This is a genomic window from Massilia sp. R2A-15 (assembly GCF_030704305.1).
Taxonomy (GTDB): Bacteria; Pseudomonadota; Gammaproteobacteria; order Burkholderiales; family Burkholderiaceae_D; genus JAFCUW01.
In genome coordinates this window covers 1,111,576-1,130,946 of record NZ_CP131935.1, presented here as the reverse complement: position 1 = coordinate 1,130,946, position 19,371 = coordinate 1,111,576, and the positions used below count along the sequence as shown (strand labels likewise).

Below are 19,371 nucleotides of genomic sequence, written 5' to 3'. Positions count from 1 at the left end.
GCGGCGCAGCAGTAACGCCTGTCGTTCCTGCGAAGGCAGGAACCCATACTGAGCAGGCCGCACGACGGCTCATGCCCGGTATGGGTACCTGACGCGGGGGGCGCCGAGCCCAGGTACGATAGCCTTTTACAGGATGCTCGCCAAGGCGCACTGGCGGAAATGGGCGGCGGCTTCGTCGTGCTGGCCGAGCGCTTCATGCATCTGCGCCAGCTTCAGGTGCGACTCGCGCACCATGCGCGGCTCCGACGCGTCCGACAGCGCCTGCTCCAGGTAGCGCTGGGCCTTGCCCCACAGCTTCTGCTTCAGGCACAGCGAACCCAGGGTCAGCGCCAGCTCGGCGTCGTTCGGACGCTGCTTGATCCACTGCTCGCAGTTTTCGATCTGCGCCAGCAGCGCCGGGGTGCCGGCCGGCGCCGCAGCCTCGCGGTAGGCGCGCACGACGCGGTCGTCCCACTCGGCGCGCAGCGCTTCCTCCACCGTGCCGCGGGCCTCGTCGTGCAGGCCGCGCGCGTTCAGCGCGGTGGCCGCGTGGGCGGCGATATACGGCTTGATTCGGTCGGCCGCGGGAACGGTCGCCCACACGCGCTGGATCGATTCGGCGTCGTGCGAGTTATCCGACAGCAGCGCGTCGTAGGCCAGCTCGCGCAGGCGCGCCGACAGTGCCGGGTGCAGCGCCTTGTGCTTGTCGAGCGAACGCACCAGGCGCAGCACCTCGGGCCAGTTCTTGGCCTGCTGGTGCGCCTTCATCGACCACTGCAGCGCATGGATGTGGCGCGTGCCGCTGGCATTGAGTTCAGCCACCGCCTCGAGCGCGGCTTCCGGCTGATGATCGTCCACCAGCAGTTCGGTGACGGTCATCAGGCGCGCGGTCTTCAGGCTGGCGTCGCTGGCGGTGGTGGACAGCCAGTTGTCGCGGCGCGCCGGCTCGCGCATGCGGTGCGCGGCGCGCGCGCCGATCAGCGCGGCCAGGCCGGCGTTTTCCGGCAGTTCGGCGGCGCGCGCGGCGGCTTTTTCGGCGTGGCCGAAGCGGCCTTCGAACAGCGCCTTGAGCGCGTCGCGCAGCCCCTTGTTGCCGTCCCGTTCGCGCTTGCGCGCGCGGTAGGCGGCTACCCGTGCCGGCATGCTCGTGGTGGCGTAGAACGTCCGCACCAGTGCGTACACCAGCATGAACAGCAGCACTTCGAGCACCACGAAGAAATTGAGCGACAGGTCGATCCGGTGCGGCGGGTAGAACAGCACCACATTACCGGGATTGAAACGCGCCGTCACAGCGATGCCGATGGCAGTGGCCATCAGCGCGACTAACCAGAGTAAGAGGCGCATGGCTTAAGGCTTCGCTTTGTAGGTGCGCACGGCGTTCAGGCTGTCGGCCAGCGTCGGCATGTCGATCGCCAGGTTATTGCCCTGGACCTGGCGCAGCGCCGCCTGCGCCGACTGGGTCGAGCGCGCGCGGGTGTCGAAATACTTCGTCAGCGTGTCCTGCGCGTTGGCCAGGTCGCTGCGGAATGCCGCTTCGTTGCGCGACAACAGGGCCAGGCGCGCGTTAAGCAAGCGCAGCTTCAGGTTCTCGCGGGTGAAATACGATTCGCTCGGCGACAGCATCAGCGCCTCGGGCGTGTCGACGCTGCGCACGCGGATCAGCTGGCGCACCTCGTCCCACATCTCGCCGGTCCAGCTGGTCCAGACGTTTTGCAGGCGTGCGCCGAAGCCGTCCGGCGCCGGCGCGCCCGGCTTGGTCACCGGCTTGACGCGCGCCTTGGCCAGCTGCGACGGCGCCACCGGCTTCGAATCGGACAGCATCGGCAGCGCGTCGATCTCGCCGATCACGCTGTCGATGCGCAGCGCCAGGCCGGCCACGTCGATGCCAGGCAGCGCCTTGAGCTTGTCGGTGTCCCGGGCGATCGCGCGGCGGATCGTGATGAACTGCGGCTTGTCGCTGCGCGACAGCGAACGGTCGGCGTTGGCCAGCGCGATCAGCGCGCCCTGCACGTTGCCGGCCAGTTGCAGCTGCTGGCTGGCGGTCGAGAGCACCTGTTCGATCTCGGCCAGCGCCCATTCGTCGCGGTTCTTCGACAGGTCCTGGTACAGCGCTTCCAGCGCGACCTGCTGGCTCTGCGCCTCGCTCTGGCGGCTTTCCAGCGCGGCCACCTTGGCCTGCAGTTCCTTGTTCTGCTCCGACACCTGGCGCGCCAGCGCGATGGTCTCGTTATTGGTCGCCTCGCCCTTCTGCAGGCTGCGCGCCATCTCCTGGCGCAGGTGGCCGAAGCGGGTGTGGGTCGACCACGCCAGCGCGGCGATCAGCAGCAGCAAGGCAATCGCCACCTTCGACAGCGGACGCTGAAGCAGTTCGGTAAAGCTCTCTTCCGCCTGCGGCGCGGCAGGCGCCGGCACGGGAGCGGGAGCCGGATTTTGTTCTGGTAATGTAGGCAATTCGTTCATGCTCGTGATTGTAACGCGGCAAGCAGGGCGGCGTCGCCTGATCCTGCGAGGGTGATTCGGGACAGGCCAAGGGCGCTTGCCGTTTCAGCGATTCGGGCGTGCGGCACGATCAGCCGCTGTTGTTGCATTTTTTCCACAGCGGCCTGGCCGCCCAGCTGCGTCACCAGCGCCAGCAGCCCGCGCAGCGCCTCCGAACTGGTGATGATCCAGTCGTTGCGGCGCGCCAGCAGGCGATTCAAGGTGGCGCCGAGTTCGGGCGTCAGCGCCGGCACGCGGCGCCGGTAGGCCGCCACCGTGGTGACCTCGGCGCCGGCCGCGCGCAGGCCTTCGCCCATCAACTCGCGACCGGTTTCGCCGCGCACGATCAGCACCTTCCTGCCCGCCAGCGCGGCCGGATCGATCGCGCGCAGCAGGTGTTCGGAGTCGCTGGCCGCGCCCTGGGGACTGTAGATGTTGGCATTGGCGTCGTCCACGCCGTGGCTGGCCAGGCACGCCCGGCTGGTATCGCCCAGCACCGCCAGCGCCACGCCGGCTGGCCAGCGCGCGATGTGGGCGAACGCGGCCTCGATCGCGTTGGGCGAGACGAAGGCCACCAAAGAATAATCCGCCACGCCGGCCAGCACGCGCGCAAGCGCCGACTGGTCGGCCAGCGGATCGATTTCCAGCAGTGGAAACAGCTCCGCCTCGAAACCCAGCGCCTGCACGCGCCGCGCCAGCTCCTCGCCCTGCGCGCGCGGGCGGGTGATCACCACCGGATCAGGCATCGGCGGCGTCCGCCTGCGCCTTGCACTCGGCCAGGATCGCGTGCGCGTCCTGTTGTTGCAGCAGCTCGGCCACTTGCTGGCCGAGCTGCTCGGGCGCGTCGGCCGGGCCGCTCGCTTCCGCGGTGGCGGTGCGCTTGCCGTCCGGCGTGGCGACCATTGCGCGCAGGCGCATCTGGCCGCCGTCGACGGTGGCGAAGGCCGCCAGCGGAATCTGGCAGCTGCCGCCGAACACCTTCGACACGGTGCGCTCGGCCGTCACGGCCTGCGCGGTGGCGCTGTGGTTCAGCGGCGCCAGCACGGCGCGCAGGTCGATGTCGGTGCGCCCGGAGACGACCTCGATCGCCATCGCGCCCTGCCCCGCGGCCGGCAGGCTCTGTTCCGGCGCCATCAGCGCGCGGATGCGCTGCGGCAGGCCGAGGCGCTTCAGGCCCGCGGCGGCCAGGATGATGGCCGCGTAGTCGCCGCGATCGAGCTTGCCCAGGCGGGTGTCGAGGTTGCCGCGCAGCGGCTTGATGACCAGGTGCGGATAGCGCGCCGCGATCAGCGACTGGCGGCGCAGGCTGCTGGTGCCCACGACCGCGCCGGGCGGCAGTTCATCGAGGCTGGCGTAGTCGTTGGAGACGAACGCGTCGCGCGGATCTTCGCGCTCCATCACGGCGGCCAGCTCGAACCCTTCCGGCAGGTCCATCGGCACATCCTTGAGCGAATGGACAGCCAGGTCGGCGCGCCCTTCGGCCATCGCCACTTCCAGCTCCTTGACGAACAGGCCCTTGCCGCCTACCTTGGACAGGGCGCGGTCGAGGATCTGGTCGCCGCGCGTGGTCATGCCGAGAATCTCGATCCTGCACTGCGGATATAATAAAGACAATTGGGCGCGCACATGCTCGGCCTGCCACATGGCCAGCCGGCTTTCGCGCGACGCGATAATCAAGGTCGCAGGCTGCTGCCGCGAAGGCGTATCGTGCAATTGAGTTGCGTTCAAATCGGATTCTTTCACTGTCGTAAGCCCACCCCGGCGATGCCAGTTATCGGGCCATGTATAAGATCACAAATTTTATCATGCCGCCCCTTTGCAGAACCTGGCCATAAGCCTTTGCACTTACTTTTACTTTTATGGTCGATATGCTCAATCCAGCTGCAACCGAAGCCCCGCCCGGCGCCGACAAGGACGCGCCGCTCAAGGAAGACATCCGCCTGCTCGGCCGCCTGCTCGGCGACGTGCTGCGCGAGCAGGAAGGCGAAGCGGTGTTCGACGTCGTCGAGACGATCCGCCAGACCGCGGTGCGCTTTCGCCGCACCGACGACGCCGAGGCGGGCGTGGAGCTCACCACCCTGCTCAAGAAGCTCACGCGCGAACAGACCATCTCGGTGGTGCGCGCGTTCTCGTATTTTTCGCACCTGGCCAACATCGCCGAGGACCAGCACCACATCCGCCGCCGCCGCGCGCACCTGCTGGCCGGCTCGAAGCCGCAGCAAGGCAGCGTCGGCTTCGCGATCGACAAGCTCAGGGCGGCCGGCGTCAGCGCCGCAACGGTGCAGGGCTTCTTCCGCGACGCGCTGATCGTGCCGGTGCTGACCGCCCACCCGACCGAGGTGCAGCGCAAGTCCATCCTCGACGCCGAGCACGACATCGCGCGCCTGCTGGCCGAACGCGACCTGCCGCTCACGCCGAAAGAGCGCAAGGCCAACCTGGCGCTGCTCCAGTCGCGCATCGCCACGCTGTGGCAGACGCGCATGCTGCGCTACTCGAAGCTGACGGTGGCCGACGAAATCGACAACGCCCTGTCCTACTACCGCATCACCTTCCTGCGCGAACTGCCTGCCCTGTACGACGACATCGAGGATGAACTGAACGCGCACTTCGGCGCCAAGCCGGCCGCGCTGGCCGGCGCCTCGTACGTCCAGATGGGCAGCTGGATCGGCGGCGACCGCGACGGCAACCCCAACGTCAATGCCGAGACGATGCAGCAGGCGCTGGTCAAGCACGCCACCACGATCCTCGACTTCTACCTCGACGAAGTGCATGCGCTGGGCGCCGAACTGTCGATATCGACCTTGATGGTCAGTGTCGACTCCTCGCTGCAGGCGCTGGCCGACGCCTCGCCCGACCAGTCGCCGCACCGCAGCGACGAGCCGTACCGCCGCGCCCTGATCGGCATCTACGCGCGCCTGGCCTCGACCGCGCGCGCGCTGGGCGCCAACCACATCCTGCGCAAGGAAGTCGGCCACGCCGACGCCTATCGCGACGCCGCCGCGTTCTCCGCCGACCTGAAGACCATCGCCGACTCGCTCCAGCACCACCACGGCGCCACGCTGGCGCACCCGCGGCTGGCGCATTTGCAGCGCGCCGCCGAGATCTTCGGCTTCCATCTCGCTTCGCTTGACATGCGTCAGACCTCCGACGTGCACGAACGCGTATTGGCCGAACTTTTCGCGCGCGCGGGAGTCGAACCATCGTATGGTTCGACCAGCGAAGCGCGCAAGGTCGAATTGCTGCTCGCCGAACTGGCCCAGCCCCGCCTGCTGTTTTCCCCGTACACCGACTACTCCGACGAGACGAATACCGAGCTGTCGATCCTGCGCGCGGCGAAGGATATCCGCCAGCGCTACGGCGTGCGCGCGATCCGCAACTACATCATCTCGCACACCGAGACCGTCTCCGACCTGCTCGAAGTGCTGCTGCTGCAAAAGGAAACCGGCCTGCTGCGCCCGGCAGGCCTCGAACTCGACGCGATGGTCATTCCGCTGTTCGAGACGATTCCCGACCTGCAGCGCGCGGCCGGCATCATGCGCGAGTGGATGGCGCTGCCGCTGGTGAAGCAGCTGATCGACCGCCAGGGCCAGCTGCAGGAAGTCATGCTCGGCTACTCCGACTCGAACAAGGACGGCGGCTTCCTGACCTCCAACTGGGAGCTGTACAAGGCCGAGATCGACCTGGTCAAGGTGTTCGCCGACGCGAAGGTCAAGCTCCGCCTGTTCCACGGCCGCGGCGGCACCGTCGGGCGCGGCGGCGGGCCGAGCTACGAAGCGATCCTGGCGCAGCCTCCGGGCACCGTCAACGGCCAGATCCGCCTGACCGAACAGGGCGAGATCATCGCCTCCAAGTTTTCGAACGCGGAGATCGGCCGGCGCAACCTCGAACTGCTGGTGGCGGCCACGCTCGAAGCGAGCCTGATGCCGCAGGCCGGCAGCGGCAGCCTGGCGGGCTTCGAGGCCGTCATGGCCGACCTGTCCGAGCGCGCGTACAAGGCCTACCGCAACCTGGTGTACGAGACGCCCGGCTTTACCGACTACTTCTTCGCCGCCACACCGATCGCCGAGATCGCCGAACTCAATCTCGGTTCGCGCCCGGCCTCGCGCAAGGCATCGCGCCGCATTGAAGACCTGCGCGCGATTCCCTGGGGGTTTTCGTGGGGCCAGTGCCGCCTGCTGCTGCCGGGCTGGTACGGCTTCGGCTCGGCCGTCGGCGAGTGGATCGACGAAGGGCCGCGCGAAGAGCGCATCGCCACCTTGCAGGCGATGGTGCGCGAGTGGCCGTTCTTCGCCACGCTGCTGTCGAACATGGACATGGTGCTGGCCAAGACCGACCTGCCGATCGCCTCGCGCTACGCGGAGCTGGTGCCGGACGTCGAGCTGCGCGAGCGCATCTTCAAGCGCATCGCCGACGAGCATGGCGCCTCGCTGCGCTGCCTCGAGACGATCACCGGCGCCAACGAGCGGCTGGCCGGCAATCCGCTGCTGGCGCGCTCGATCCAGAACCGCTTCGCCTACCTCGATCCGCTGAACCACTTGCAGGTCGAACTGATCCAGCGCCACCGCGCGCAGGCGGGGGGGCCGCTCGACGTCGACAACCGCGTTCACCGCGGGATTCATTTGTCGATCAACGGCGTGGCGGCGGGGCTGCGCAATACGGGGTAACAATGAAAATGGGGTCAGGTTCGCAGAACCTGACCCCATGTTATCCATGCGGCGCGGACCAAAGGCCGGAGTCAGGTCCGGCGGACCTGACCCCATCGTCTCTGACTCCGCTTAAAACTCTTCCCACTGGTCCGCTTCGGCCTTCGCCGCCGGCAGCGCCTTGCGCGGCGCAGCTACCGCCTTCGGCTTCGGAGCCGCCTTGGCGACCGGCGTCACCTTCGCCACAGCGCGCGCCGCAACCGGCGCCTTGGCGGCTTCATCGAGCTTGAACACGCTGACCACTTCGGCCAGGCGCGCCGACTGCTCTTGCAGCGACGACGCGGCGGCCGCCGCCTCTTCCACCAGTGCTGCATTCTGCTGCGTGGCGTTGTCCATCTCGGCGATCGACTGGTTGACCTGGCCGATGCCCTGGCTCTGCTCATTGCTGGCCGCGGCGATCTCGCCCATCAGGTCGGCCACGCGCTGCACCGAGTTGACGATTTCCGTCATCGTGGCGCCGGCGGTGTCGACCAGGCGGCTGCCCGCTTCGACCTTCTCGACCGAATCGACGATCAGCGTCTTGATCTCCTTGGCCGCGCCGGCCGAACGCTGCGCCAGGTTGCGCACTTCGGTGGCGACGACCGCGAAGCCGCGGCCCTGCTCGCCGGCGCGCGCCGCTTCGACGGCGGCGTTGAGCGCGAGGATGTTGGTCTGGAACGCGATGCCGTCGATCACGCCGATGATGTCGGCGATCTTGCGCGAGCTGTCGGTGATCGAGCCCATGGTGGTGACCACTTCGCCCACCACGGCGCCGCCCTTGACCGCGTGGCCGCTGGCCGACATCACCAGCTGGTTGGCCTGGCGCGCGTTCTCGGCGTTCTGCTTGACGGTCGAGGTCAGTTCTTCCATCGCGGCGGCCGTCTCTTCCAGGCTCGACGCCTGCGCTTCGGTGCGGCTCGACAGGTTGAAGTTGCCCTCGGCGATTTCGCGCGAGGCCAGCGCGATGGTCTGGGTGCTGCCGCGCACATCGCTGATGGTGCCGTTCAGCGAGGACACGAAGCGGTTGAAGGCATCGGCCAGCGCGCCCACTTCGTCGCCGCTTTCGACCGGCATGCGGCGCGAGAGGTCGCCCTCGCCGTCGGCGATCTCGCCCAGCATGGTGGCGGCGCGCGCCACCGGGGCGGCAATCGCGCGGCTGACCAGGAAGATCACCAGCAGGCTCACGCCGCCGCCGACCAGGCCGGCGATCAGCGCGGTGATCGAGGCCGAGCGCACGACGTCGCCCAGCACTTCGGCTTCCGGCACTTCGGCGATCACGTACAGGTTCAGTTCCGGCACGAAGCTCGACGCGACGATCTGGGTGCCGGTCTGCGCCTGGTAGGAGGCGTGGGTGAATTTGGCGCCGCCCAGCAGCTTGGCGCTGAGCGCCTCGCCCATGCCCGGCAGGTCCTTCAGCAGGTGCTTGCCGTCGGCCAGCGCGGCGTCGCGATGCACCAGCACGGTGCCGTCGGCGCGCACCAGGTAGACGAAACCGGATTTTCCGACATGGTAGGCGCTGACCGAATTGGCCATCGCATCGACCGACAGGCCCAGGCCGGCCGCACCGAGCTTGCCGGCGCCGGCGTCGACGCGGGCGTTAATGAACATCATCATGACCTTGGTGGTCACGTCGCGCTGCAGGTTCAGCTCATACGCCTTGCCGCTGGCGAGGAAAGCCGGCAGCCACTGGTCGGCCGGCGCGGTCTTGGTCAGCGTGCGGTCGTAGCCCTTCTCGGTGAAGAATTTGCCGGTCGATTCGGAGGCCCAGAAAACCGTGGCGGCCTTGTTGACCGCCTTGACCTTCTCGGCGTAGGCGACCCATGCGGCCACGCCGGCTTCATCGAGGCCGCCCGCTTCCCAGCCGGTCAGGAAGGTGTTGTTCGCCACGGCGAGCGATGCCGACATCGGCAACGCGATCTGGCGCAGGATGTCGTTGCGGATCTCGCCGACCACGGCCGGCAGTTCCTGTTCGACCACGCGGGTGCGCAGTCCCTTTCCGGTCAGGGTAATGCTGAGCGTTGCGGAAATCGCAAGAAACAGCAGCAGGCAGGCAGCCATGCTGAGCATGAGCTTCTGTTTGATCGACAAATTGCGTAGGAATTGGACAACCACGGGGAGCTTTCTGAAGGAATGGCGGATGGAGGAGCGGCAAAAAATTGCCATACAGAATGGTCTAACGGAAGCGCCAGCAGCGTCAACGAAAATCGGTCCTCGACAATGGATTTGCGCTCATCTGTTGCATCGCGGAGTCGTTTACTGGACGGTCCGTCAACTTAAAGCGATCCTACGGGCGATTGGCGCGCTTCGATTTGCCGCGTGACAAAAGATCACCCTTGGCATGGTGCCAACATGGGCAATGCGGCCCGGCGCCGCAGCCGCCGCGAGCGATATCGGCTACACTCTTTACCAGATGAAAACCGCAGATTTCACACTTTCCGCCAACGTCCTGGACCTGCTGCTCGACGCCGTATGCGCGGTCGACATGACCGGCCGCTTCGTGTTCGTCAGCGCGGCGGGCGAACGCATCTTCGGCTACCGGCCGCAGGACATGGTGGGAATGTCCATGATCGACCTGGTCGCACCGGAGGATCGCGCGCGCACGCTGGCGCGGGTGGACGAAGTGATCGCCGGGCCGGCCGATCCCCTGTTCGAAAACCGCTATGTGCACAAGGACGGCCACTACATCGACATCATGTGGACGGCGCGCTGGTCGGAGGCGGACCAGCTGCGCATCGCGGTGGCGCGCGACGTCACCGAGCGCAAGCGCGGCGAACGCCTGCGCGCGGCGCTGTACGCAATTTCCGAGGCGGCCATCGCCGCCAGCAGCCTGCCGGCCCTGTTCGCGCTGGTCCACCAGATCGTCAAGGAACTGCTGCCGGCGCCCGGCTTCACCATCGCGCTGTACGACCAGCAGCAGGACCTGGTGACGCTGTCCTACCACGTCGACGAACATGGCGTTGCGGCCGCGCCGGACATGACGGCGGCCGCGCCGCTGTGCGCACACGTGGCGCGCAGCGGCCGGCCGCTCCTGCTGACACCGCAAAACCGCGATGCGCTGCCGGAAGCGCTGCGCGCCGCCGGCGCCACGGTCGCACCGTACTGGCTGGGCGTGCCGCTCGCATCGGGCAACAGCACGGTAGGCGCCATCGTCGTCAGGAGCCTGCCTGGCGCGGCGCCTTACACCGAGCAGGACCAGGCGCTGATGCAGTTCGTCGCCGCGCAGCTCGACACCGCCGTCGAGCGGATGCAGATGCAGCATCAGCTGCAGCACATGGCGCGGCACGACGCGCTGACCGGGCTGCCCAACCGCCAGCTGTTCCATGACCGCCTCGAATCGGCGCTCGCGCGCGCCGGGCGCAGCGCGCAGGGGTTCGCCCTGCTCTACCTGGACCTGGACAAGTTCAAGCAGGTCAACGACCGGTACGGGCACTGGGCGGGCGACCTGCTGCTCAAGGAAGTGGGCGTGCGCCTGCAGCACTGCGTGCGCGAGGCGGACACCGTGGCAAGGCTGGGCGGCGACGAATTCGTGGTGCTGCTCGAAGCGGTGGCCACGCCGCAGGACGCCGAGCATGTGACGCAGAAGATCCTGCAGGCGTTCGAGCGCCCGGTCGATATCGGCGGGCGCGAAGTGGTCTCGCGGCCAAGCATCGGCGTGGCGATGTACCCCGAGCATGGCGACAGCGTGCTGCAGCTGCTCGATTACGCCGATACGGCGATGTATGCGGTCAAGCAGCGGCGCGCGCAGGAGCAGGCAGCGGCGGTATCGGGGTCTGGTCCGGCGGACCTGACCCCATCTTCAGTCACCTAGGAAGGTCTTCACTTCGGCCTGGAACGTCGCCGGCTGATCCCACATGATGAAGTGCGCGCTGGCCGGGATGCGTTTGAGCTTCGCGCCCTTCAGCGGCGTGTAGGCCGCCTGGTACAAGCCGTCGATCTTCTCGTCCGTCAGGCCCGGTGCCTTCGGCGTCACATACAGCACGGTCGTCGGCACGCTGATGCGCGCCAGTTCCGGCGTCAGGTCGGTGGCGATCAGTTCATGCATGGCGCGCGCCGCCACATCCGGATCGCTGGTGAAGGAATCGTCGAGGGCACCCGGGCGCATGGCGACCGTATCGATCATGGTCTTGATGTTGGCTTCCGAGCGCGCGCGGCGCGCCGCCGGCTCGGCCGCGCGCGACTGCGCCAGCCAGCCGTCGGCGATCGGTTTGACGCTTTGCGCGGTCGTGCCGGGAGGGCCGAACAGCGCGCCGAGGAAGGGCACCATGTCGACCACCATCAGCTTCGACAACGACTCGGGATGGCGCGCGGCGAGCATCATGCCGATCGTGCCGCCCATGGAGTGGCCGATCACCGCCGGTTTATTGAGTCCGCTCGCGGCGATGTAGCGCGCGACTTCTTCTGCCACTGGGGCGGCCACGTCGCCGTCGGCATTGGCGCCGCTGGGGCGGCCGGCGAATCCGGCGATCTGCACCAGGTGGTAGCGGTGGTTCGGCTGCGCGGCGATCAGTTCGCGCCATACCCGCGGCGACGAACTGAGGCCGTGGATCAGCACCACATCGCTGCCCTTGCCTACGGTGGTGACGCTGATGCGCTCGAGCTTGAGGTCAAGGCCGTAGGCCGGCGCGAAGGCGGCTGCGCCCAGGGCGAGCAGCGACGCGAGGAAGGTGCGGCGGGCGAAGGATGGAATCGGCATGCTGGCTCCTGTTGAGTGTTGCCATATAATCAAGCAAGCGCGCTCGAGATGTCAAGTCCTGGCTGGCGTTACACCAAGGTCTGCCCCTAATGCCGTTAAGTTATGATCAAAATTGGCGCGGCTCGCAGAACTGGGGTCAGGTCCGCAGGACCAGACCCCGATGCTGCCAACGCTGCGAGATTGTTGGAACGAACAAAGCCGCGTCCCCACTGCGGCATTAGGGTCTGACCCGCGGGTCAGACCCAATGGGCAGGCAGCGGCCGATGGCTGGCGGTCTACCTGACATCTTGAATAGGTGGCGGAACTGCATCAAGTCGTCAAGAATCGGGTCAATAGCAATCGATTACCCCCGAGTCGGATCACCATAGAGGAAACGCCATGCCCGTTGACCAATCCATCGCCGCCGTGAGCGGTGCCGGAATCGCAGCCAAAGCCATCGAAGTGGCCGGAGCCGCCGCCGGCAAGCCCTATACCTGGGGAGGCAAAACCACTGCAGGCTTCGATTGTTCCGGATTTGTTTCCTACATTTTCGCGGCGTTGTTCGCGAACGCCAGCGCCTCGTATCAAATGAACGTCGCAGGCTATAAGACCAGCACTCTCTTCGAGGACGTTGAGGACGCTGACAAGAAGCCCGGCGACATCGTAATTTTTCCCGCCAGCGGGGGGGCTCCAAACCATATCGGCATCGTGCTCGATTCCGTGACGTGGATCGGATCTCAATCGTCAACCGGGGTTAAGGACGTCAAGTTCAGCAATCCATACTGGGGAGAACGAACGCGCAAGATCCGGCGCCCGTGCGGTTTGTCCACAGTGGCAATGAACGCGGGCCGCGGCGTACTCTCCGCAGCGACGGTGATGGCATGATGCGCAAGGGTGCCGCTCTAATTGGGACGATGATCGCGGCGCTTGCAGTGTCCGCGTGCGCCTTTGCGCGGGCGCCACAGCCATTCTCGAAATCCGAATGGAAAGTAGCTCGCGTTTCATGTCCGGCGGGTTGCGGCGAAGCGACTATGCGATTCCTCCGGGCCCAGATTGGACGCTCGGTGAACCTGTCGGCTACCTCACTGGATGCACCGTTCCTCGACAAGTGCGAGGGTACAGTGCGATGGGAGCTGCGCGATCACGCAGTCGCAACGGTCATCGGTGAGCTCAATCGCGGCACCGCGCCGGGCGCGAAGCGTATCAGTGCCGCAGATCTTGGAACAGCGCAGCCTGGCGAAATCGGCAGCGGCGTTGCGATGTGCAGCGGGCGTTATGGGGAGCTGGCGATGGCGCGCGCTCCTCTCGTCGCGACTAACCGGATCTTATTGTTGTTCGAGGAGAGTTCGCTGATCGAACTACGCTAACAATGTGATCTCCTTGCGTCGCAGTCAAACCCTGGGTCAGGTCCGCCGGACCCGACCCCAAGACCGAAAAAAAGCCGCGTCCCCTTGCGGAGGACGCGGCTTTTTTATATGCGACCGAATTGGCCCGGCTTACTGGTTGTGCAGAAAGCTCTTGAGCTTGTCCGAGCGCGACGGCTGGCGCAGCTTGCTCATCGCCTTCGCTTCGATCTGGCGAATCCGCTCGCGCGTAACGTCGAACTGCTTGCCCACTTCTTCCAGCGTGTGGTCGTTCGACATCTCGACGCCGTAACGCATGCGCAGCACTTTCGCTTCGCGCGGCGTCAGCGAGTCCAGCACTTCCTTGATGACGTTGCGCATCGAGGCGTGCAGCGCGGCGTCGAGCGGCGCCAGCGTGGCGTTGTCTTCGATGAAGTCGCCCAGCTGCGAATCGCCGTCCTCGCCCATCGGCGTTTCCATCGAGATCGGCTCTTTGGCGATCTTCATGATTTCGCGCACTTTGTTCTCGGGCATTTCCATCTTCAGCGCCAAGGTCGCCAGGTCCGGCTCGCTGCCGGTTTCCTGCATGATCTGGCGCGAGATGCGGTTCATCTTGTTGATCGTCTCGATCATGTGCACCGGCACGCGGATCGTACGCGCCATGTCGGCGATCGAACGGGTGATCGCCTGGCGAATCCACCAGGTCGCGTAGGTCGAGAACTTGTAGCCGCGGCGGTATTCGAACTTGTCCACCGCCTTCAGCAGGCCGATGTTGCCTTCCTGGATCAGGTCGAGGAACTGCAGGCCGCGGTTGATGTATTTCTTCGCGATCGAAATCACCAGGCGCAGGTTGGCCACGGTCATCTCGCGCTTGGCGTGGCGCGCACGCTTTTCGCCGGCCGCCATCTGCTTGTTGATCTTGCGCAGGTCGGCCAGCGGCAGCGCCACGCGCGCCTGCAGGGCAATCATGCGTTCCTGGTGCTGCTTGATGGCTGGCACGTTGCGGCCCAGCACGGCGCTGTACGGATAGTTGCAGTCCACTTCGCGGTCCACCCACTCGAGGTCCGTCTCGCAGCCCGGGAATACCTTGATGAAGTGGGCGCGCGGCATGCCGCAGCGGTTCACGCAAATTTCCAGCACCGCGCGCTCGATCGAGCGCACTTCGTCCATCTGGCCGCGCAGGGTGTCGCACAGTTTCTCGACGACCTTGGCGGTGAAGCGGATGCCCAGCAGCTCGTTGGAGATGACTTCCTGCGCCTTGACGTAGTTCTTCGAGCCGTAGCCGTCCTTCTCGAACGCCTTGGCCATTTTTTCGAACTGCGCTTCGATGATGAGGAATTTGTCCAGCGCGGCGCGGCGCAGCTGCACCAGCTGCTCGGTCGAGAAACCGGCCGCACCGCCGTTGGCGTCGCCGTCTTCCTCTTCGACTTCTTCTTCCTCTTCCTCGTCGTCGTCCGACGCGGCCACGTGCGGCGCCGGCGCGGCCGGGGCCGAGGCTTCGTTCAGGTCCACGAAACCGTCGACCACCTCGTCAACCTTGATCTCGTCGCGCTCGATCTTGTGCGACAGCGCGATGATTTCGGCGATCGTCGTCGGGCAGGCGGAGATGGCCTGGACCATGTCCTTCAGGCCCGCTTCGATGCGCTTGGCGATCTCGATCTCGCCTTCGCGCGTCAGCAGCGCCACGGCGCCCATCTCTCGCATGTACATGCGCACCGGGTCGGTGGTGCGGCCGAAGTCGGAGTCGACGGTCGACAGCGCGGTCGCGGCGGCCGCTTCGACTTCGTCGTCGCTGGTCGCGGTCGGCACATTGTCGGTCAACAGCATCATGTCGGCGTCAGGGGCGCGCTCGTACACCGCGATGCCCATGTCGTTGAAGGTCGCGATGATGCCTTCGATCGCTTCCGGATCGATGATGTTTTCTGGCAGCTGGTCGTTGATCTCCGCGTGGGTCAGGAAGCCGCGCTCCTTGCCCATGTTGATCAGGTTCTTGATCTGGTTGCGGCGGCGCTCCATGTCCGCTTCCGAAATCTTCGGATCGGCGGCGAGCGCGCCGGCCAGGCCGCCCTTGGCCTTGCGCTCCTTGGCCTTCGACACCGCCTTCAGCTCGGCGCGCTCGACCGCGTTCAGTGCTGCCACTTCATCGTTCTCGGGCGTGAATTCGCTCGGCTTGCGGCCGCGACGGCCTGGCACCTTGACCGATGGCAGCAGGTAGCCGGAGGTGTCGATCTGCGCCAGCGTCGCGGCGTCGGTGACCTGGCTGACGGCCTGGCCGGCGGTCTGGATCACGACCGGCACGGCTTCGACCGGCTTGCGCGCAACGCGCACCTTCACCGCTTTCGGCGCCGCCGGCTCGTCCGCCGCGGCGGCTGGCGCCTCGGCCTGCTTCAGGGCGGCCAGCTTGGACACGCGCTTCTTGACGATGGTGGTGACCGGCGCCTCGGGCGCCTCGGCCGCAACCGCCTCGACTGCCTCAACTACCTCGACCGCTTCGACGTGCGCCGCTTCGGCGTCGGCCTTGGCCGCGGCGGCGACCGCCAGGCGCGAACGCGTCTTGACGACCGTGACCTTGGCGGCGGCCTCGCCTTCGATGAAGTACGAGGTGGCGGTCTTCGGCACGGCGAGCGGAGCGGCCTTGCGCGGCGCTGCCTTCTTGGCGGTCAGGGTCAGGGTCTTGGCGGTGGTTTTCGTCATTAAAACTCTCCAGTCGCGGGCGGGGCGCGCCAGCGAAGTCAAAGATCCACCAAAGCCCGGTGCGGCGGGCCCGATGGAAGGATGTTCGGGGGATAGCCCCTTAGTTCGGGGCTAACTGGCTGAAATCAAGCACGACAGGATGCGTTCGAGGGCGGATTCGGGTGCTGATTTCAACATGGCGCTGTGCATGGCAGAAAGAAAAAAAGCCCGATTCTTGAACCGGGCTTGAATCTATTTTCCGAGGAGAATAGAGGAGACAGGTGCAATTATGCCGCATTGTTGCATCGCACGATAATTGAAAAATCCAATGTCGGATATAACAAAATCGAATACTTCGCGGAAACAAACCTTTCCTCCGGGCTCTCCGGACGGTCTGCGCTGGCGCAAGCCGTGCGCAGAGCAAGGGGCGGATCATACACGATTTCGCCGTACGCGGCGCGTTCGGGAGGGGAACTGGCGGCCGGCGGGCGTATCAAAACAACAGGTCGGCCGATTGCCGCAGCACAGGGGAAAGGTCCCATGCTATCCTTCCGGTTCCAGCTCTTACTATGAAGTCAATGAATACAACTAGCCCTGTCGTCGAAGACACCGTCGACACCCCGGCCGCCGCACCGGTCGCGCCTGCCGCAATGAGTGCGCGCACCCTCCTCAAGCAACTGCAGCAACAGTTCCCCGCGTTCGGCAAGTGCCTGCCGCTCGCCATCGGCATCGACAAGCAACTGCTCGCGCGCATGCCCGAGCTCGACCGCAAGACCATGCGCGCCGCGCTGGGCATCCACACCGGCTCGCTGCGCTACCTGCGGGCGATGGAAAAAGCCACCGTCCGTTACGACCTCGACGGCACCGCCGGCGCCGAAGTGACCGATACGCACCGCCTGCACGCCAAGGAAACCTTGCAGCAGCGCTTCAAGAAAGAAGCCGAGCGCAAGAAGGCCGAGCGCGATGCGGCGCAAGCCGAGGAAGCGAACCGCCTGCGCGCCGAAAAGCTGCAGCAGCTGGCCTCCAAATTCTCCCGTAACGGCTAAGCCCGTTCAGATGCAGATCGACCAGGAAGTGGTGCTGCCGCCGTATGACGGCATCAAGCTGGAAAACGTTCGCATGGTCAAGTCCGACCGCGACGCCGCCGAAGCGCTCGCTGCGCTGATGGCGATGGACGTGGTTGGCTTCGATACCGAATCGAAGCCAACCTTTCTCAAGGGCGAGGTGTCGACCGGCCCGCACCTGGTGCAGCTGGCAACCGACCACACCGCCTACCTGTTCCAGATCGGCGCGATGCCGGCGGTGGAAGTGCTCAAGGCGGTGCTCGAGTCGCCCGACATTCTCAAGGTGGGATTCGGGCTGGCCGACGACGTCAAGCGGCTCAAGGTCAAGCTGGGCATCGAGACTGCCAACGTGGTCGACCTGGCGCACGCGCTGAAGAAAAAGGGCGAGCGCAATGCGCTGGGCGCGAAGACCGCCGTGGCGCGCTATTTCGGCCGCGCGCTGCAAAAATCGAAGAAGATCACCACCACCAACTGGGCGCTGCCGCGTTTGTCGGAAAAGCAGATCTTGTATGCGGCCGACGACGCGCACGTGGCGTTGAAGGTGTATCGGCACTGGCGCGAGGAACAAGCCGGGGGCTGATTGCTCGCCCGGCGCGCTTCGCCTGCGCCCCCTGCACAGATCGCCCGGCCAGGGCGCAAATCAGCTAAAATAGCTACTATCATCAAATCACACGGTGACAATTGAGTCCCAGGAGGTTTGAGTGGAAACCTACACCGCAAAAGAAGCTAAGAATCGCCTCGGCGAGGTGCTTCGCGCCGCCCTGCGCCATCCAGTCGTCATTACCGTTCACGGCAAACCGTCCGTCCAGCTCACATCCGTCGAAAGTACGCCGCCGCTTTCACCACCGAACGCGCAAGACAAGCTCGACCGCCTGAAACATCGCCTGTCCTGCGCGGTGCTGGCTAATTTTCCGCTCGAGGCGATCAAACGCCACTCGCTTGCCAACATCGAGCGATGGCGTGGCACCGGGGTAAGCGGACCAGCTTACGAAGCGTGGGAGGCGATCATCCTCGACTCGGACGAAATGGCGATGATCAAGGCTATGGTCGGGTTGGACGAACGTAGTAACGAGCTGCGCCAGTCGATCCCTTATGTGGGAATGCTCCCTCAATCCATGGTCGAGGAACTCAATGCGGAGATCTCACGTTGAGCATGTCGTCCGCGCCGCCGGCAAGATTTGCGAGGACACTGAATTCTTCATCATCGGCAGCCAGTCGTTGGACGGAAAATACCCCGACCTGGCGGATGCTATCCTGGTGTCCCAGGAAGTCGATATTTTTGCAAGGAACAAACCGCAGCACTCCGACTTTCTAAACGTCATCGGCGTTGACTCCCCTTTCCATCAGACCCATGGCTACTACGCGGATCCGGTCGACGAACGCACGGCAGTGCTACCCCGCGACTGGAAAAGCCGCATTTCCATCTTCAAATGACCGATGCTACTCCAGGCATAAGGGCGTATTGCATCGATCCTCATGACCTGGTCGTGGCAAAGCTTGCAGCGGCGCGAGACAAAGATAGGATTTTCATTCGCGAACTTCTGGTCAGAAAGTTAGTGGATCCAATCGTCGTTCAGCTTCGCATCGCGATGACGAAAGTATCGAAGAAAAGGAAATCGAATATGACGGATTTGCTGACCCGGCTAATCCGAGATTGTCGACACCTGACCAACAGCGACAAATGATGCGACCCTCGGAAAAAATCACCGCAACGACGCCCCAGCACCGAGCCCGACCTCGCCACGCGCTTGGTCTCCGTGGACGGGAGTGCCCTCCTGTCCTAGACTGAGTGTGTTCAAGGTCGCGCGGCGATGCGCGCAAGCGGGGCGAAATCATGTTCGAGAAGGATCGATTCATCGAGAGTTGCATCAAGGCGGCGGCCGAGGGCCAGGATGCGATGCGCGAAGTGATGGCGGCGGCCGTGTCCGATAGCGGCGCGGTGATGGACGTGCTTGGCCCGCCGGAACATGCCGGCATCACACCGCTTTACAGGTCGCCGGAGCTGACGATTATCAACTTCGTCTGGGCGCCATACATGTGCCTGATGCCGCACAACCACCAGATGTTTGCAGTGATCGGCATCTATTCGGGCCGCGAAGACAACATTTTCTGGCGCAGGACGACGACGCGGATCGAAGCGGTACAGGCCAGGACCCTGGGAAGCGGAGAGGTCGCCCTGCTCGATCGCGACATTATCCACTCCGTGCTCAATCCGATTGGCAAAATGACGTGCGCGCTCCACGTCTACGGCGGCGATTTTTTCGCGCCGCCAGAAGCCAGGAGCGCATGGGATCACGAAACGCTGGTCGAAGGGCCGTTCGATATCGACAAGGTCAAGTCGATTTTTCGCGACGCCGAATTGCGGTCCCGCGTGACGCACCAGGGGGGAGTTCGGCAAAGACGTTTGCCCGGCGCTGGCTCAGCTTGGCCGCCGCAATCTTGTCAAACGCGCTATGCTTGAGCTTCCGCGCCATCCCCCG

The 19,371-nt window shown here is 65.3% G+C and carries 17 protein-coding genes; 10 read left to right on the top strand and 7 right to left on the bottom strand.

Features of this window, described 5'->3' with window-relative positions:
- Window positions 1-126: 126 nt before the first annotated feature.
- From Q4S45_RS05155 to hemC, 4 genes are read right to left on the bottom strand one after another with little or no spacing between them, the layout of a single operon-like run.
- Window positions 127-1,293, bottom strand: coding sequence for a heme biosynthesis protein HemY (locus tag Q4S45_RS05155; RefSeq protein WP_305512053.1), 1,167 nt, complete (start codon window positions 1,291-1,293; stop codon window positions 127-129).
- Between the two features lie 33 nt (window positions 1,294-1,326).
- Window positions 1,327-2,439, bottom strand: coding sequence for a uroporphyrinogen-III C-methyltransferase (locus tag Q4S45_RS05150; RefSeq protein WP_305509771.1), 1,113 nt, complete (start codon window positions 2,437-2,439; stop codon window positions 1,327-1,329).
- Window positions 2,436-3,203: a uroporphyrinogen-III synthase gene (locus Q4S45_RS05145; RefSeq protein ID WP_305509770.1), complete on the bottom strand. Its 768-nt coding sequence runs from the start codon at window positions 3,201-3,203 to the stop codon at window positions 2,436-2,438. Before Q4S45_RS05145 ends, Q4S45_RS05150 begins: the two co-directional genes overlap by 4 nt.
- The gene (gene hemC, locus Q4S45_RS05140; protein WP_305512052.1) at window positions 3,196-4,101 is read right to left on the bottom strand and encodes a hydroxymethylbilane synthase; all 906 of its coding nucleotides are present in this window, start codon (window positions 4,099-4,101) and stop codon (window positions 3,196-3,198) included. Before hemC ends, Q4S45_RS05145 begins: the two co-directional genes overlap by 8 nt.
- A 224-nt stretch (window positions 4,102-4,325) precedes the next feature.
- Between hemC and ppc the strand changes: the two genes are divergently transcribed.
- Entirely contained in the window at window positions 4,326-7,121 is a 2,796-nt protein-coding gene (gene ppc / locus Q4S45_RS05135) for a phosphoenolpyruvate carboxylase (RefSeq protein ID WP_305509768.1), read from the top strand.
- Between the two features lie 111 nt (window positions 7,122-7,232).
- On the opposite strand, the gene Q4S45_RS05130 is transcribed toward ppc, so the two are convergent.
- Window positions 7,233-9,206, bottom strand: coding sequence for a methyl-accepting chemotaxis protein (locus Q4S45_RS05130; protein ID WP_305509766.1), 1,974 nt, complete (start codon window positions 9,204-9,206; stop codon window positions 7,233-7,235).
- Between the two features lie 343 nt (window positions 9,207-9,549).
- Here Q4S45_RS05130 and Q4S45_RS05125 point away from each other — a divergent pair, with 343 nt between their 5' ends.
- A complete protein-coding gene (locus Q4S45_RS05125) occupies window positions 9,550-10,947 on the top strand; it encodes a diguanylate cyclase domain-containing protein (protein ID WP_305509765.1) in 1,398 nt (465 codons plus the stop codon).
- On the opposite strand, the gene Q4S45_RS05120 is transcribed toward Q4S45_RS05125, so the two are convergent.
- Window positions 10,936-11,832, bottom strand: a complete 897-nt coding sequence (locus tag Q4S45_RS05120; protein WP_305509764.1) for an alpha/beta fold hydrolase — start codon at window positions 11,830-11,832, stop codon at window positions 10,936-10,938. The two genes, Q4S45_RS05125 and Q4S45_RS05120, sit on opposite strands and share 12 nt — an antisense overlap.
- 378 nt (window positions 11,833-12,210) lie before the next feature.
- Between Q4S45_RS05120 and Q4S45_RS05115 the strand changes: the two genes are divergently transcribed.
- Window positions 12,211-12,696, top strand: a complete 486-nt coding sequence (locus Q4S45_RS05115) for a C40 family peptidase (protein ID WP_305509763.1) — start codon at window positions 12,211-12,213, stop codon at window positions 12,694-12,696.
- Between the two features lie 179 nt (window positions 12,697-12,875).
- The gene (locus Q4S45_RS05110; RefSeq protein WP_305509761.1) at window positions 12,876-13,178 is read left to right on the top strand and encodes a hypothetical protein; all 303 of its coding nucleotides are present in this window, start codon (window positions 12,876-12,878) and stop codon (window positions 13,176-13,178) included.
- Window positions 13,179-13,307: 129 nt separating this feature from the next.
- Here Q4S45_RS05110 and rpoD read toward each other — a convergent pair whose 3' ends face one another.
- Window positions 13,308-15,848, bottom strand: a complete 2,541-nt coding sequence (gene rpoD, locus Q4S45_RS05105) for an RNA polymerase sigma factor RpoD (protein ID WP_305509759.1) — start codon at window positions 15,846-15,848, stop codon at window positions 13,308-13,310.
- Between the two features lie 557 nt (window positions 15,849-16,405).
- Here rpoD and Q4S45_RS05100 point away from each other — a divergent pair.
- The 6 genes from Q4S45_RS05100 to Q4S45_RS05075 all read left to right on the top strand — a co-directional run bounded on the left by Q4S45_RS05100 (window position 16,406) and on the right by Q4S45_RS05075 (window position 19,352).
- Window positions 16,406-16,873 carry a ProQ/FINO family protein gene (locus tag Q4S45_RS05100; protein WP_374046078.1) on the top strand — a complete coding sequence of 156 codons (468 nt, stop codon included), beginning with the start codon at window positions 16,406-16,408 and terminating at the stop codon, window positions 16,871-16,873.
- Between the two features lie 10 nt (window positions 16,874-16,883).
- Entirely contained in the window at window positions 16,884-17,471 is a 588-nt protein-coding gene (locus Q4S45_RS05095) for a 3'-5' exonuclease (RefSeq protein WP_305509755.1), read from the top strand.
- A 121-nt stretch (window positions 17,472-17,592) separates the two neighbouring features.
- Window positions 17,593-18,042, top strand: coding sequence for a type II toxin-antitoxin system Phd/YefM family antitoxin (locus Q4S45_RS05090; protein WP_305509753.1), 450 nt, complete (start codon window positions 17,593-17,595; stop codon window positions 18,040-18,042).
- Entirely contained in the window at window positions 18,023-18,325 is a 303-nt protein-coding gene (locus Q4S45_RS05085; protein ID WP_305509751.1) for a hypothetical protein, read from the top strand. Before Q4S45_RS05090 ends, Q4S45_RS05085 begins: the two co-directional genes overlap by 20 nt.
- A complete protein-coding gene (locus Q4S45_RS05080; protein WP_305509749.1) occupies window positions 18,322-18,576 on the top strand; it encodes a DUF6036 family nucleotidyltransferase in 255 nt (84 codons plus the stop codon). The genes Q4S45_RS05085 and Q4S45_RS05080 overlap by 4 nt, the downstream gene beginning before the upstream one ends.
- Before the next feature lie 149 nt (window positions 18,577-18,725).
- Window positions 18,726-19,352: a hypothetical protein gene (locus Q4S45_RS05075; RefSeq protein ID WP_305509747.1), complete on the top strand. Its 627-nt coding sequence runs from the start codon at window positions 18,726-18,728 to the stop codon at window positions 19,350-19,352.
- Window positions 19,353-19,371 lie beyond the last annotated feature (19 nt).